This is a genomic window from Mycobacterium sp. 852002-51152_SCH6134967 (assembly GCF_001667105.1).
GTDB lineage: Bacteria > Actinomycetota > Actinomycetes > Mycobacteriales > Mycobacteriaceae > Mycobacterium > Mycobacterium neumannii_A.
In genome coordinates this window covers 409,968-422,265 of the sequence record NZ_LZIK01000068.1, presented here as the reverse complement: position 1 = coordinate 422,265, position 12,298 = coordinate 409,968, and the positions used below count along the sequence as shown (strand labels likewise).

Sequence of the window (12,298 nt, the reverse complement as noted above, 5' to 3'; positions counted from 1 at the left end):
TATGAGCGCACGCGACACGGTGTGGATCTCGGCCGCAGAGGTGGCGCGGCAGCTGGATGCGGGTGAACCGCTGACGCTGCTGGACGTGCGGTGGAGCCTCGCGGAACCCGACGGCCGCGCCGCTTACGACCAAGGACATCTGCCCGGGGCGGTGTACGTCTCGCTCGAGGACGAGCTGAGCGATCACACCGTTGAAGGCCTTGGGCGGCACCCGTTGCCGTCCGGATCCGCGCTTGAAGCCGCCGCCCGCCGGTGGGGCGCGCGGACCGGCGTGCCGGTTGTCGTCTACGACGACTGGAACCGCGCCGGGTCCGCACGCGCCTGGTGGGTGCTGACCGCCGCAGGCATCGACGAGGTCCGCATCCTCGACGGCGGCCTCGCGGGGTGGACTGCGGCGGGCGGCCGGCTGGAATCCGGCGTCGTCGAACCCGCGCCCGGCGACGTGACCGTCGCCCACGACGACCTGTACGCCGGGGCTCGCCGGACAGTCACGGCCGACGCGCTGCTCGAACCGGATGGGCTGGTGCTTGACGCGCGGGCCCCCGAACGGTTCCGCGGCGAGGTCGAACCGGTTGATCCGGTCGCCGGCCACATTCCCGGTGCGCTCAACGTGCCGAGCACCAGCCTGCTGGCCGACGACGGAACACTGCTGGCCGACGACGAGTTGGCTCTGGCGTTCGCCGATGTGGGCGGCGGCGAGGTGGCGGTTTACTGCGGGTCGGGTGTCACTGCGGCGGTCACGATCGCGGGCCTCGCGGCGGTGGGAGTGGACGCCGCGCTGTTTCCCGGCTCATGGTCGCAATGGAGTTCGGACCCGTCGCGTCCCATGGAACGCGGCTCCCGACCATGACGGAGGCCCTCCAGAGATAGCGCGACCTGGAGGGCCTCTGTGATGAGTGGCTGTGGGGTCAGCGTTGGTAGCCGGGCTGAACCTGCTGCAGATGAGGGATGCCGTGAGTGTGGGGGGCGCCGGGGGCCGGGTGCGCGGTGACCGTCGGCGTTGCGACGATGCTGGGCGGCCGCGGCGCGGGGGAGTTGGTCTCGGCGTTGGCGGCTCCGGCGAAGGCGAGGGCCCCGGCCAGGATTGCGGCTGCCGCGATCGGCAGGGCGAAGAACTGGGCGGTGCGGCGGGTGGTGTTGGCGTTCATGTCGGGATCTCCTCGTCGAGTCCGGTTGTGCGCCGGTCTTCCGGCGATGACTCAACAGTGCTGCACCGCGGCGCCGATGTCTGTCGACCGACCGGCGGGTGAGCCGGACGAATTCCGTGTCCACCGATCGGGGGACAGGTCATAAGCTGCAGGAGGCGGATAGGAGCACCCCATGGACGTTCTGCGCACGCCCGACGACCGCTTCACCAACCTCGCGGGCTATCCCTTCGCGCCGCACTACGTCGACGTCACCGCGTCCGACACCGAGGCGCTGCGCATGCACTTCGTCGATGAAGGCCCACGCGACGGCAAGGCCGTCGTCCTGTTGCACGGCGAACCGACGTGGAGTTACCTGTACCGCACCATGATTCCGCCGCTGGCCGCCGGCGGGTATCGGGTACTCGCACCCGACCTGATCGGGTTCGGCCGCTCCGACAAGCCCAGTCGCATCGAGGATTACACGTATCTGCGTCACGTCGAATGGGTGACGTCATGGTTCTCGGTGCTCGACCTGCGCGACACGACGATCTTCGTGCAGGACTGGGGTTCGTTGATCGGATTGCGCATCGCCGCCGAACACGACGACCGCGTCGCGCGCATCGTCGTCGCCAACGGCTTTCTGCCTGCCGGTCAGACCCCGGCCAAGCTACCTTTTCGGATCTGGCGGGCGTTCGCGCGTCACTCACCGATACTGCCTGCCGGACGCATCGTCGCCTTCGGCACGGTCACCGACGTGCCCGCGCGCATCCGGGCCGGATACGATGCGCCGTTTCCCGGCAAACGATTTCAGGCCGGGGCGCGCGCGTTCCCGGCGCTGGTACCGACCGAGCCGGACGATCCGGCATTACCGGCCAACCGCGCGGCGTGGGAAGCGTTGGGGCGCTGGGAGAAGCCGTTCCTGTGCGTATTCGGCGCCAAGGATCCCATCCTCGGCCGCGCAGACCGTCCGCTGATCGACCATGTTCCCGGCGCAGCCGGGCAACCCCACGCCCGCATCAACGGAAGCCACTTCGTACAGGAGGACTGCGGGCCCGAGTTGGCCGAGCGAATCCTGGACTGGCGCACCTAACCCCGGGTGACGGTGTTTCTCGAGGTGACGTTCACCTCGGGGTCCCCGGAGTGGTAGGTCACCTGGTTGTCGAACCCCGACGCGCCGATCTGGTCGACGCTGTCGATGGTGACCTGATTCTCGACGCCCGACACCGACACGCTCAGGCAGTGACCCAGCAGGGTCACCCTGTTGTTGACGCCGCTGACGCTGATGTTGGCGCCATTGCACTCGATCGTCTCGTTCTCGTCGACCCCGGACACGCTGTACTGCCCGCCCGCGGGCGCGACCGCGACCTTCGGCGGCTCGTCGTCCGGAAGCCACGTAGGCGCCTCGCGCGATGGCCCGATCGTCACGCTGCCGCCGCGGGGGTCATCCCCGGTGGCGATGGAAATGCCGGGGCGGCCCGCGATCTCCTCCGTCGCCGACGACAGGGTCCACACGAGCGCGCCGATACCGGCGACGATGACCACCACGACGACCCCGACCAACCCGAAAATCAACCCGAACGGCGCGCCGCTCTTCGTCGGCCCCGGGGGAAACGAGACTCCGAACCCCGGTGCGCTGTAGGGAGACTGCGCGGGGTAGGGCTGCTGGTGCGGCGGACCGTAGACCGGCGGGGGCAGGGCCGACGTCTGGTAGTCGGTGCCGGGCGGCTGTGAGGTGCCCAATTCGACCGCGCCGTAGTCGGCCAGCGGTTGCTCCAGCTGCCGGATACGCGCCTCCGGGTCGTCCTCGGGTTTCATGCGCAGATGGTGCCACACCGTCGTTTGTGCCGCCTGAATAACGGCAACCCGACGATCATGATTGGGAAGCTGCGATCCACCGTCGTCGACTGCCGTGACCCGATGCGGCTGGCCACCTTCTATGCGGACGTCCTCGGCGGGCAGGTCGAGAAGCAGGACGACACCTGGGTGGTGCTCACCGATCCGCAGGGCCGACGGCTGGCGTTCCAGTTCTCGCCCGAGCACGAGCCGCCGCGCTTCCCGGATCCGCGCGGATCGCAACAGTTCCACCTCGACATCGCGGTGGACGATCCCGACGCCGCCGAACATCAAGTGCTCGACCTCGGCGCCACCCGGGTGTCCGGCGCCGAGGAGGACGCGAAGTTCCGGGTGTTTCGCGACCCCGCCGGACACACGTTTTGTCTGGTCTGGGGCATCGACGACTAACGGTGAAGGCGATTTGCTGACCCACGGTTATCGCGGTCCCGAAGTTGGTACTCATATTCCGTGGTGGCTCCAGGATTCGTTGCCGTGGGCAGCGGTGCTGCCGGGGTGAGTGCCGCGGAGACGTTCCGCAGCAAGCACCCCGACATCCCCGTGCGCATCCTGACCACCGACCCGGCGCTGCCGTACGCGAAGCCGCCGCTGAGCAAGGACTTCCTGTGCGGCCGCGACACCAGGCTCGCGCTGCACAGTGAGCACTGGTTCGAACGCAATGCCGTCGACCTCGTCCGCGGCATCACCGTCGAGCGCATCGACGTGGACCGCCAGGAGGTCGTGACGGCGGGTGGTCAGCGCTATCCCTACTGGCATCTCGTGGTCGCCTCCGGGTCCATCCCCGTGCGACCGCCCATCCCGGGTATCGAGTCGGCGCTGACGCTGCGGTCGTTCGCCGACGCGGTCGCGCTCAAGATGGCCGCCCGCTACTCCGATTGCGCCGTGGTCATCGGCGGCGGCCTGATCGGCTGCGAGGCCGCATCCTGTCTCGCCGAGCGCGGGGTCGCGACGATGGTCGTGGCCGCCGAACACGTCCCGCTGCAGCGCCGGTTCGGGGTCGAGGCCGGTGAGCGCGTCGCGAAACTGCTGTCGGACAACGGGGTCCGGTTCGCCGGTGAGACGACCGTCGCTGCGATCGAGGACACCCGTGTGGTGTTGGACAGCGGTGAGGCCGTCGACGCCGACCTCGTCGTGTGCGCGACGGGTGTGCGCCCCGACATCCGCCTCGCCGAAACCGCCGGACTTCAGACCCGCGACGGGCGCATCGTCGTCGACGCGCACATGCACACCTCGGCACGCAACGTGTACGCCGCGGGCGATGCGGCGCTTGCGCACAACGTCACCGCCGGCAGGCCCATCGCCGCCGAACACTGGCGCGACGCCGCGCATCAAGGCCATGTCGCCGGCCTGACCGCGGCCGGCTACCGCGCAGTTTGGGACACCGTGCCCGGGTTCTCCTGCACCATCGGCACTTCCGTGCTCAAGTACCGCGGCTGGGGTGTCGACTTCGACGAGGTCCGGTTCGTCGACCACCACACCGGGTTCACGGTCTGGTACGAGGCGGGCGGCGACGTCGTCGGTGTGCTGACCCTCAACGCCGACGACGACCACCGCCGCGCCGGCGAGTTGCTCGGCGCGGGTTGACGGACGTCTTCAGCCCGACACGAGCCCGTGCTCCAGTGCGTAAATGCTGGCCCCGATGCGGTTCGAGACGCCGATCTTGGCGTACACGTGCTCGACGTGATTGCGCACCGTCTTCTCGCTGAGCACCAGCGTGGCGGCGATGGCCTTGTTGCTCGCGCCCTGTGCGACCAGTCGCAGCACCTCGACCTCTCGGCTCGTGAGACCGTCCGGGCGGGGCTGGCGCCTGCCCGACGCGTGCCCGGACGCGTGCAGGACCGCATCGGCGGCCGCGGAGTCCAATTGCCCCTTCGACACCCGTTCGCGCAATCGCCTGGCCGCGCCCGCGGGGCCGAGCGCCTCCCGGTACGGCCGCGGTTCGAGCGCGCTCTGGTAGCTGACCGCGCACGCCAGCAGCCGATCGGGCATCGAGAGCTGCCATGCGCCCAGACCCCGCGGATACCCGGAGCCGTCGAGACATTCGTGGTGGTTGGCCGCCATCGACGCGATGTCCTTGAGGGCCGGCACCTGAGAGAGGATCCGCTCGGTCAGGTATGGATGCAGCCGCATGCGCTCGAACTCCGCCATGGTCAGCGCGGTGGGTTTCGACCAGACCTGGTTCGACACCCCGATGCGGCCGAGATCGTGCACATACCCGGCGCGTCGTGTCGTCGCGACGGCCTCGTCGTCGAGCCCGAGCACCTCGGCGGCGGATGCGGCGAGATCGGCCACCGCGCGTGAATGTCCCAGTGTGAACGGGCATTTGAGGTCGACGAACTCGCCGAGGGCCATCAGCAGCGTGTCGAGCGACCCGGAGTCCAGGCGCGTTCCGCGATCGGGTGCCTGCCGCAGGGCCGTCGCCCACACGTCTCCGGTCGACGGGACCGCGAGCACGTCGGCGGGATCGGCGACGAACGCGTCGACAACCGCGGGGTCGAACTGACCGCCGCGCCTGCTGCGGGCCATCGCGACCGCGCCGTCGATGCCGAACTCGCGCTGATGCACCTCGACCATGTCGGCGACCTGAGCGACCCGCATCTCGATTGGTATCGCGTCGCCGGACGCGCCGGTCGGCAGTCCGCCGCCGTCGTAGCGTTCGAAGGTGTACCGCAGCGCGTGCTGTACGTCGGCGTCCAGTCCGATGCGCTCGGCAAGCAGGCCGGCCGACGTGCAGTGCGAGTGGATCAGCTGCGAGATGTGCCCTCGCGCATTCGCATACAGGGTCGCCACCGTCCTCAACCGGGTCAGCAGTGACTCCCCGCGACCGATGTTGGTCAGCAGGAAGCGTTGATACGGCAGGCCCGACCAGTCGACGAGGTAGGAGCTTCGTCGCACCGCGATGTCGTCACCGAACCACCGGGCGTACTCGTGCGAGTCGGCGTGACAGCCGATCCACATGATCAGCGTCGCGTAGTAGATGCAGTCACGTTGCTTCGCAGGCAGTTTCAGTTGGTCGGCCAGCCGTGTGGCGATGAGTGCGGATCGCAGCATGTGCTCGGCGGGCTGACCCAGTCCGAGGTCGACCGCGACAGAGAGCGCCGCGAGCACTTCCGCCCGGGTCGGAGTCTTCTGCGGGGTGCGAGCGCCGGTCACAGCCCGATTCTGCACCGTTTGCATCGCCGGATCAGTGCGATAGGTCAAGACGGACCGCGTCGCGGTGACGAGTGACGTCGAACGCCTCGAACCGGCCCTGGGCGACCACGCAGATGCCCCGCTGCGGCAGCTGGAAGTCGGCCAGGTTGCCTTGCACCGGATGCGGCCCGACGGGACCGAGATCGACGCCCTGCACGACGGCCGACGAGTCGGCAACCGCCCACACCCGCCGGGGCGCGATGCGGAATTCCTGCCCGTTGGGCAGGTTGCCGGTCAGCCGGACCTTACCGATGCCCAGCACCGGCCCGACGATGCGGCTCATCGCCATCAGCGTTCTGCGGTGGCGTGCCGCGGCGGCCGGTATGCGTGACCCGACGACGCTCATCAGGCGGGTGGCCGGTGTGGTTGCGATGTCAACGCGCCAATCCAGCACTCCGACAATGGAAATCGACAGCGACCACGGTGTCAGCCAATTGGCGTCGATGGCGCAGACAACCGGGTCGACCGGTGTTGCCGAGCTGAAGTACCGTGAGCAGCTCTGCGGGCCGGGTGTGGTGGCGTAGAACGTCCACACTCCGTCCGGCGTGCGGTGCCACACCGACTTGTAGGCCGGGGAGAACGACGTCTCGGGAAAATCCCTGTAGGCGAGGTAGTGGCCGTTGGCGAACGGCAGGCCCATGACGCCGAAGCCGACGACACGCTCCTCGTCGCCATCGGGCAGCGGCATGGTCTTGGTGGCGGCCGCGGAGGCCTCAGGTGTTTTGGTCATGCCGTGATCCTGCGCCGCCGGGCAGGCCGCCGACATGAGGCAAGCGCCCCAAAACTGTTGCGATTTGTGAGTGACTTCGATCGGTGAGCGAACGAAATCACTCACAAATCGCTTGGGAGGACCGGGCGCAGCCCCGCCAGCAGCGAGCGCACGCCGAGTCGCCACCGCTGCTCGATCGACGGCGCGGACGACCCCAGCCACCGCCCGAGCTCCTGGACCGCCAGACCCTGCGCGAGCGCCAGCAGCACGTGAGCGATGTCGGCGACGTCACCTGATAGCAGCCCCGCGTCGACGCAGCGCTGGATCCGGCCGGTGAATACCGCGCGCACCGAGGCGCCTGCCGCCGCTTCGTCGGGCCCAGGCTCCAATTCGGCGAACGGCCGCGCGAACATCAGTTGAGCGAGCCGGGGATACGACCGGCAGAACGACCGGAAGACCGGCACCAGCCGTTCGAGATCGGCGAGTGGATCCTCGGTCAGCGGAACCGTCTCCAGTTCGGCGCCCAGCAGCCGGAAGCCCTCGAAGACCATCGCCCGCAGCAGTCCCGCCTTGTCGGAGAACAGCTCGTAGACCGCGGGCACCGACGTGCTCGCCCGCTCGGCGACCCGGCGCGTGGTGAACCCCGAGATGCCGTCCTCGGACAACGTCGCGATCGCCACCTCGAGCAGGTGGTCCTTCAGCTCGGGCGTGCGCTGCTTCGCCCTCGGCATCGGGCTGCCTATCCGAGGCTGAATTCGGTTGCCAGCCCGTCGATTCCGGCCCGAATGGCGTCAAGCGCGGACTCGCGGGCCTTCAGCTTGGTCGCGACGTACGCGCCGGTGTGCACGGTGTTCACCAGTTCCGTGGCCACCTCGTGCGCCCGCGCCAACACGCGATCGGCCTCGACGATCTCGTCGAGCCACCCACCGTAGACGGCTTCGTCACCGGCGAACGTCGACGCCAGCGCCGCGCCCCTCTGATAGACCGCCGGGGTCAGACGGAATCGCATGATCTCCAGCGCGGCGACCGGGATCGTCATGCCGATCGCCACCTCGATTGCCTGGCAGCGGGTCTTCGGCTGACCGACCCGGTGGTCCCCGGACAACAGCAGGAACGACCCCATCGCGATGGCCGGACCCGTCGCGGCCATGACCACCGGCACCGGGAAGGTCAGGCACCGCACCGCGAGCTCGAACCCGCCGGCGAGCATCCCCAGCGCGGCCTGCGCGTCGCCCGACTGAAATACGCTCAGGTCGAAACCACCGCTGAACACGCGCCCGTTGCCTGCCAGCACGACGGTCTTGGCGGCGTCCTTCTCCGCGCGGTCGAGCGTCTCGTTGATCGCGGTCTGCATGGCCGGGCCGAGGACATTGACCTTGCCGTCGTCCAGCGTGATCGTGGCGACCGACTCGTTCAGTTCATAGTCAACGAGGCTGCTCATCGCTTCTCCTTATTGAATGCGGACGGGCAATCGGATCGATGTTACGAAACATCGATACGATTGCCAAGGATTTTAGGGTAGTCGGCTACGCGCGACGCCCGTCTGCGGCCCTCGTACCGTTCAAGAAGCCCGGCAGCGAGGGGTTGCCGGGCTTCATCGCACCTACCCGGGTTCACGCGATGCGGTGCCGCGCCGTGTTGGTCTTGAGGATCTGGGTGTGCGCTTCCTCGAATTCGGCGTCGATGTCGACCCGCCGGCCGGGGACCGTCCCGTTGCGCGGTGTGCGCTGCGGCCCTTCGGTTTCCGTGCGGTACCGATCGCGGAGTTCGTCGACCGAGGACCGCACGCGGTTGATCTCCTGGCGCAGGACGTCTTCGCGGCTCTCGCTCGCCGCGTAGTGGTAGTAGGTCAGCAGATGACGCAGCAGCTCGAGCTTCTGCTTCTCCTGGCGGGCCAGGTCGTGCGTGGTCAACAGCTCCAGCCGCTCGACCGGATGCAGCGTCGACCAGTCCAGCACCGCCGTGGACCGGTACCGGTGGCGCGACCCCTTCTTCTTGGCGTGCCCCTTCTGGTCGTAGTAGGTGACGGCGCCGTCGAACCGGGATGCGATGGCCTCGCCGAGTTCGCGACGGTCCAATGCCGAATCCCAGACGATGCGCCATTCCTGTCCGGGCGCCAGATACGGGATCTCGGCGGGCAGGTTCAGCGGCGTGATGTCGACATAACGGTCGTCGTAGACGTTCTCGTACTTGGCCACCGTCGGCGGATGCGCGAAGTCGAACCGGATGTTGTACGCCGGTGTCCGGCCGAAGTTCTTGACCACGAGCTCGATCAGATGCCAGTCGTTGGCCGCCGGTTCCATGAACATCGCCACGTTGGGTGCCATGAGCTCTTCGCTCTGCCGCCGTCCCCGCTGATACTGCCGCCAGGCGTACATCAGGGTGGCGATTCCCACCACGACGGCGAGCCAGGCGGCCAGCGCCGTCCACATGCCGGCCGAGAGGCCGAGGACCCCATCCGCATCCACGCACCGCTGTATATCACGCAGCCGCGGATCACACACCCTTTGCTATTTTGGCGTGCGCGTCGACAAGAGCGCCCGTCACCGACAACCGTGACCGGCGGAATTCGTCACAATAGGCTTGCCGGCCTCAGCTGCGCGGTATTGCTGACCAGCTCGCCGAACGACGCGAGCCCCAAGTCGGCGACCAGTTTCTCGGCCGTCGCATCACTCGGGTGGACCAATCGCTCACCGCGTGCCGCCCAGTCGAGGTCCGACCACCTCACGCGGGCCGGTAAGCGCTTCCAATACTGCGGATGCTCACGCAGGTACAACTCGACACTGGAGTGCACGGCCGCGTTGTCGGGGAGCTTGCGCAGCGAGATCGTGTGGGCGGTCTCGGCGAGCGCGTCGTACTGACCGGGGGTGGGCAGCGTGTCCATACGTTCGTCGGCAATCGACAGCCCGGCTCGCAGCGCCCCGTCCAGCATCCAGTCGAAGCTGATCTCGACCAGCGGGGTGCAGGCCCCCGGTCCTCCGGCGACGTCGCAGTGGGCGCCGCGGAACCAGACTTCCTCCATGCGCTTCGACGCTGAGGTTGTCAACCGTTCGCCGGGGCGCCCGTCGATCGCGACAGCGTGCCTGCCCGATTCGACGTTGGGCATCGGCGCGGGCATCGACCGGCGCGTCAAGCCCGGGATACTCACCGCGTCCCAGATGCCCAGAAACCGGACGGGGACGGGGATTTCGCGCTGCTGCTCCAGCCGGGAGGCGATTTGGGTGACGCGCGTCCAGTCCTGCTGGTCGCGGCCGGTCCGCGGCAGGGCATACGCGCCGAGCACGAAATCCATCAGCTCCGGAAGCACCCCGACGGTGGCCAGTAGGCGGGTCAGGGTTTGGGCGCAGTAACCGCCGCGACCGACGCCGAACAGATAGATCGGGTCGCCGGGGTCCCAGCTGTCGACCAGGAAGCGATAAGCCTCGGCGATGACACCGCGAGCATCGTCGGCGGCGGCCCTGAAGGGCCGCAGCGTCTTTCCAGGGTTCGGCGTGGCTCCCGGGTGATACCAGGTGAGCTGCTCGGGGACGTCGTCGAGAAGATGAAAGAGTCGATGCGCGTTCGTCGCCAGTTGGGGTTCTGGATAGCCACGAGTGCGGTCGAAGCACAGCACTAGCTTCTTCATAGCGGCCCCCCGGCCCGAAAAATTGACGCTAGGGTCTTCAAGTTTGCCCCCGCGCGGCCCACTTGTCCAGAAATTTGTGTCTTTGGACCCGTTATGCCGTAGGCACCTGCGAAAATGTCAGGAGCCGAACCGTCGGCCGAGTTCGGCGCACAGTTGCCGAACGTCGATGCGCCCTCCAGTCGTGGGAACGCTAGGACAACGGGATCTGCACACCCGGGCTCAGCGGATCGGCATGCGCCTCGATGAACTCCGGCACCGTGCCCGGCGGCGCGTCGTAGGCCAGGCCGACCAGCGCCTCGGCGCCGGGCGGGATCTCAACGAACCCGCCGCCCACATAGAACGTCGCCTCGCCGTCGATGGAGTAGACGGTGTTTCCGGCGTGCAGCTTCTGCAGGGTGCCGAGGAACTGCGCGGTGGCGTCGCCGTCGTTGACCACCGACAGGCGTACGACGACGTATTCACCGGTCGCGGTCTTCTCCACCGGGGCCTCGGTCGACGAAACCGTCGTCCCGGTCTCGACGTCGACCACCGTGAACGACAGCACTCCGTCGACGGTCGCTCCGGCGAGCGGCGGCAGCGCCCCTGGCGTGGTAGTGCCGGCCTGTTCCTCGGCCGTCGTGGTCGGCTGGCCGGCGGTCTCAGGCGGCGACGTCGTCGTGAATGACCTGAGGCCGTCGTCGTTGTCATCGCGGAACAACCCGTAGGCGAGGGCGAGAATCAGCACGAGCAGCAGGGCGCCGCACACGGCGAGGTAGCGGGTGAGCAGTGTGCGGTTGTCGTTGGAGCGCGGTTCGGCGCGCATCGGTGGTTCGATGGCCGACGGCGGCTCTGCGGGCTGCGACGTCGGGCCCGGCGAACGGTGCTCGGTCCACGTCGAACCGTCCCAATACCGTTGGCCGCCAGCGCCATCGGGGTCGGGTTACCAGCCTGCGGGGGTGGGTGGTCTCGTCACGCGAGCGGTCCTCCCGATAGGCGCCGAGCAAACGGGAGATTAGCGTAGCCGTAGCCCCCAGACCGGCGCTTTTTCGCACGTCGGACCCGGTACCGGCGAAGTCAACCGCCCATCAGCATGCGCCACTGGTCGAGGTTGCTGGCCCGGTAGACGTAGTTGGTCTGGCGCACGTCGGACAGGGAGGCGCTGGGCTCGGCGGAGTACCAGTGGCCGGGGAACACCGTCGGGTCGCCGGAGAGTTTGGCCAGCGCCTGCAGGCTGCGGAACATGTCGTCGACGTTGCCACCGGGGAAGTCGGTGCGCCCGCACCCTTCCAGGAACAGGGTGTCACCGGCGACGAGCCGCCCGTCGAGCAGGAAGCACTGGCTGCCCGGAGTGTGGCCGGGCGTGTGCAGCAGTTCGATGTCGATGTCGCCGACCTTGACGACGTCGCCGTGCTGGTGCGCGGTGAGCTCGCTGCGCGCGATGCCGGTGATCTTCGAAACCCAGTCGGCCTCAAGCTGGTTGACGTGCACCGGCACACTCGTGCGCTCGAGCAGTTCGGCGAGCCCCTTGAGTTCGAAACCCATCATCGAACCGCCGACATGGTCGGGGTGGTGGTGGGTGACCAACACGCCGGACAGCCGCATGCCGTCGGCCTCCAGCGCGTCGACCAGATCGCCTGCGGCGTAGGCGGGATCGACGATCACCGTGTCGCCGGTCTCGCGGTCGCCGATCAGGTAGGCGAAGTTGCGCATCTGCTGGGCGATCATGTCACCGGCCGCGAAGTCGCGACCGGACAACAACTGACGGAAGTAGAGCCGATCCGAAGCCATGACCGTCAGCGTATCCGGGTCCAGATT

14 protein-coding genes and 1 pseudogene are annotated in these 12,298 nt (G+C 68.2%); 4 read left to right on the top strand and 11 right to left on the bottom strand.

The genetic code is table 11. The annotated features are described in order from the left end of the window. The first annotated feature begins 1 nt into the window (after position 1). Positions 2 to 850 carry a sulfurtransferase gene (locus tag A5790_RS23190; RefSeq protein ID WP_066849689.1) on the top strand — a complete coding sequence of 283 codons (849 nt, stop codon included), beginning with the start codon at positions 2 to 4 and terminating at the stop codon, positions 848 to 850. A gap of 58 nt (positions 851 to 908) precedes the next feature. Here the strand turns inward: A5790_RS23190 and A5790_RS23185 are convergent, their stop codons facing one another. Continuing rightward, on the bottom strand, positions 909 to 1,148 hold the full coding sequence (locus A5790_RS23185; protein ID WP_066849686.1) for a hypothetical protein: 240 nt from the start codon (positions 1,146 to 1,148) through the stop codon (positions 909 to 911). Positions 1,149 to 1,320: 172 nt separating this feature from the next. On the opposite strand from A5790_RS23185, the gene A5790_RS23180 reads away from it, so the two are divergent. Beyond that, positions 1,321 to 2,217, top strand: a complete 897-nt coding sequence (locus A5790_RS23180; protein WP_066849683.1) for a haloalkane dehalogenase — start codon at positions 1,321 to 1,323, stop codon at positions 2,215 to 2,217. Here A5790_RS23180 and A5790_RS23175 read toward each other — a convergent pair. After that, entirely contained in the window at positions 2,214 to 2,942 is a 729-nt protein-coding gene (locus A5790_RS23175) for a DUF3060 domain-containing protein (protein WP_066849862.1), read from the bottom strand. The genes A5790_RS23180 and A5790_RS23175 overlap by 4 nt on opposite strands. 57 nt (positions 2,943 to 2,999) lie before the next feature. Here A5790_RS23175 and A5790_RS23170 point away from each other — a divergent pair, with 57 nt between their 5' ends. Next, positions 3,000 to 3,368, top strand: a complete 369-nt coding sequence (locus tag A5790_RS23170; protein ID WP_066849680.1) for a VOC family protein — start codon at positions 3,000 to 3,002, stop codon at positions 3,366 to 3,368. 60 nt (positions 3,369 to 3,428) lie between these two features. Then, the gene (locus A5790_RS23165; RefSeq protein WP_066849676.1) at positions 3,429 to 4,562 is read left to right on the top strand and encodes an NAD(P)/FAD-dependent oxidoreductase; all 1,134 of its coding nucleotides are present in this window, start codon (positions 3,429 to 3,431) and stop codon (positions 4,560 to 4,562) included. A gap of 9 nt (positions 4,563 to 4,571) precedes the next feature. On the opposite strand, the gene A5790_RS23160 is transcribed toward A5790_RS23165, so the two are convergent. The 9 genes and pseudogenes from A5790_RS23160 to A5790_RS23125 form a co-directional block, all read right to left on the bottom strand. Continuing rightward, a complete protein-coding gene (locus A5790_RS23160) occupies positions 4,572 to 6,155 on the bottom strand; it encodes an HD domain-containing phosphohydrolase (RefSeq protein WP_066849673.1) in 1,584 nt (527 codons plus the stop codon). A gap of 7 nt (positions 6,156 to 6,162) precedes the next feature. After that, on the bottom strand, positions 6,163 to 6,900 hold the full coding sequence (locus A5790_RS23155; protein WP_066849860.1) for a hypothetical protein: 738 nt from the start codon (positions 6,898 to 6,900) through the stop codon (positions 6,163 to 6,165). 101 nt (positions 6,901 to 7,001) lie between these two features. Then, positions 7,002 to 7,610, bottom strand: coding sequence for a TetR/AcrR family transcriptional regulator (locus A5790_RS23150; RefSeq protein ID WP_066849671.1), 609 nt, complete (start codon positions 7,608 to 7,610; stop codon positions 7,002 to 7,004). Positions 7,611 to 7,618: 8 nt separating this feature from the next. Further along, positions 7,619 to 8,320 (bottom strand): crotonase/enoyl-CoA hydratase family protein, encoded by a 702-nt coding sequence (locus A5790_RS23145; RefSeq protein WP_066849669.1) that lies wholly within the window; start codon positions 8,318 to 8,320, stop codon positions 7,619 to 7,621. Positions 8,321 to 8,492: 172 nt separating this feature from the next. Beyond that, entirely contained in the window at positions 8,493 to 9,311 is an 819-nt protein-coding gene (locus A5790_RS23140) for a hypothetical protein (protein WP_082961865.1), read from the bottom strand. Positions 9,312 to 9,451: 140 nt separating this feature from the next. Next, positions 9,452 to 10,504, bottom strand: a complete 1,053-nt coding sequence (locus A5790_RS23135; RefSeq protein WP_066849663.1) for a DUF2235 domain-containing protein — start codon at positions 10,502 to 10,504, stop codon at positions 9,452 to 9,454. Between the two features lie 190 nt (positions 10,505 to 10,694). Next, positions 10,695 to 11,306: a DUF4352 domain-containing protein gene (locus A5790_RS23130; RefSeq protein WP_066849660.1), complete on the bottom strand. Its 612-nt coding sequence runs from the start codon at positions 11,304 to 11,306 to the stop codon at positions 10,695 to 10,697. A gap of 39 nt (positions 11,307 to 11,345) precedes the next feature. Beyond that, positions 11,346 to 11,411: pseudogene (locus A5790_RS26425) on the bottom strand (DUF2510 domain-containing protein); the annotation flags it as partial. Positions 11,412 to 11,557: 146 nt separating this feature from the next. Continuing rightward, on the bottom strand, positions 11,558 to 12,271 hold the full coding sequence (locus tag A5790_RS23125) for an MBL fold metallo-hydrolase (protein WP_066849657.1): 714 nt from the start codon (positions 12,269 to 12,271) through the stop codon (positions 11,558 to 11,560). Positions 12,272 to 12,298 lie beyond the last annotated feature (27 nt).

Coding starts and splice junctions, on each gene's coding strand:
- A5790_RS23185 (WP_066849686.1), bottom strand. CDS start 1,148: ATGAACGCCAACACCACCCGCCGCACCGCCCAGTTCTTCGCCCTGCCG.
- A5790_RS23135 (WP_066849663.1), bottom strand. CDS start 10,504: ATGAAGAAGCTAGTGCTGTGCTTCGACCGCACTCGTGGCTATCCAGAA.
- A5790_RS23180 (WP_066849683.1), top strand. CDS start 1,321: ATGGACGTTCTGCGCACGCCCGACGACCGCTTCACCAACCTCGCGGGC.
- A5790_RS23160 (WP_066849673.1), bottom strand. CDS start 6,155: ATGCAAACGGTGCAGAATCGGGCTGTGACCGGCGCTCGCACCCCGCAG.
- A5790_RS23150 (WP_066849671.1), bottom strand. CDS start 7,610: ATGCCGAGGGCGAAGCAGCGCACGCCCGAGCTGAAGGACCACCTGCTC.
- A5790_RS23190 (WP_066849689.1), top strand. CDS start 2: ATGAGCGCACGCGACACGGTGTGGATCTCGGCCGCAGAGGTGGCGCGG.
- A5790_RS23125 (WP_066849657.1), bottom strand. CDS start 12,271: ATGGCTTCGGATCGGCTCTACTTCCGTCAGTTGTTGTCCGGTCGCGAC.
- A5790_RS23130 (WP_066849660.1), bottom strand. CDS start 11,306: ATGCGCGCCGAACCGCGCTCCAACGACAACCGCACACTGCTCACCCGC.
- A5790_RS23175 (WP_066849862.1), bottom strand. CDS start 2,942: ATGAAACCCGAGGACGACCCGGAGGCGCGTATCCGGCAGCTGGAGCAA.
- A5790_RS23155 (WP_066849860.1), bottom strand. CDS start 6,900: ATGACCAAAACACCTGAGGCCTCCGCGGCCGCCACCAAGACCATGCCG.
- A5790_RS23145 (WP_066849669.1), bottom strand. CDS start 8,320: ATGAGCAGCCTCGTTGACTATGAACTGAACGAGTCGGTCGCCACGATC.
- A5790_RS23140 (WP_082961865.1), bottom strand. CDS start 9,311: ATGTGGACGGCGCTGGCCGCCTGGCTCGCCGTCGTGGTGGGAATCGCC.
- A5790_RS23170 (WP_066849680.1), top strand. CDS start 3,000: ATGATTGGGAAGCTGCGATCCACCGTCGTCGACTGCCGTGACCCGATG.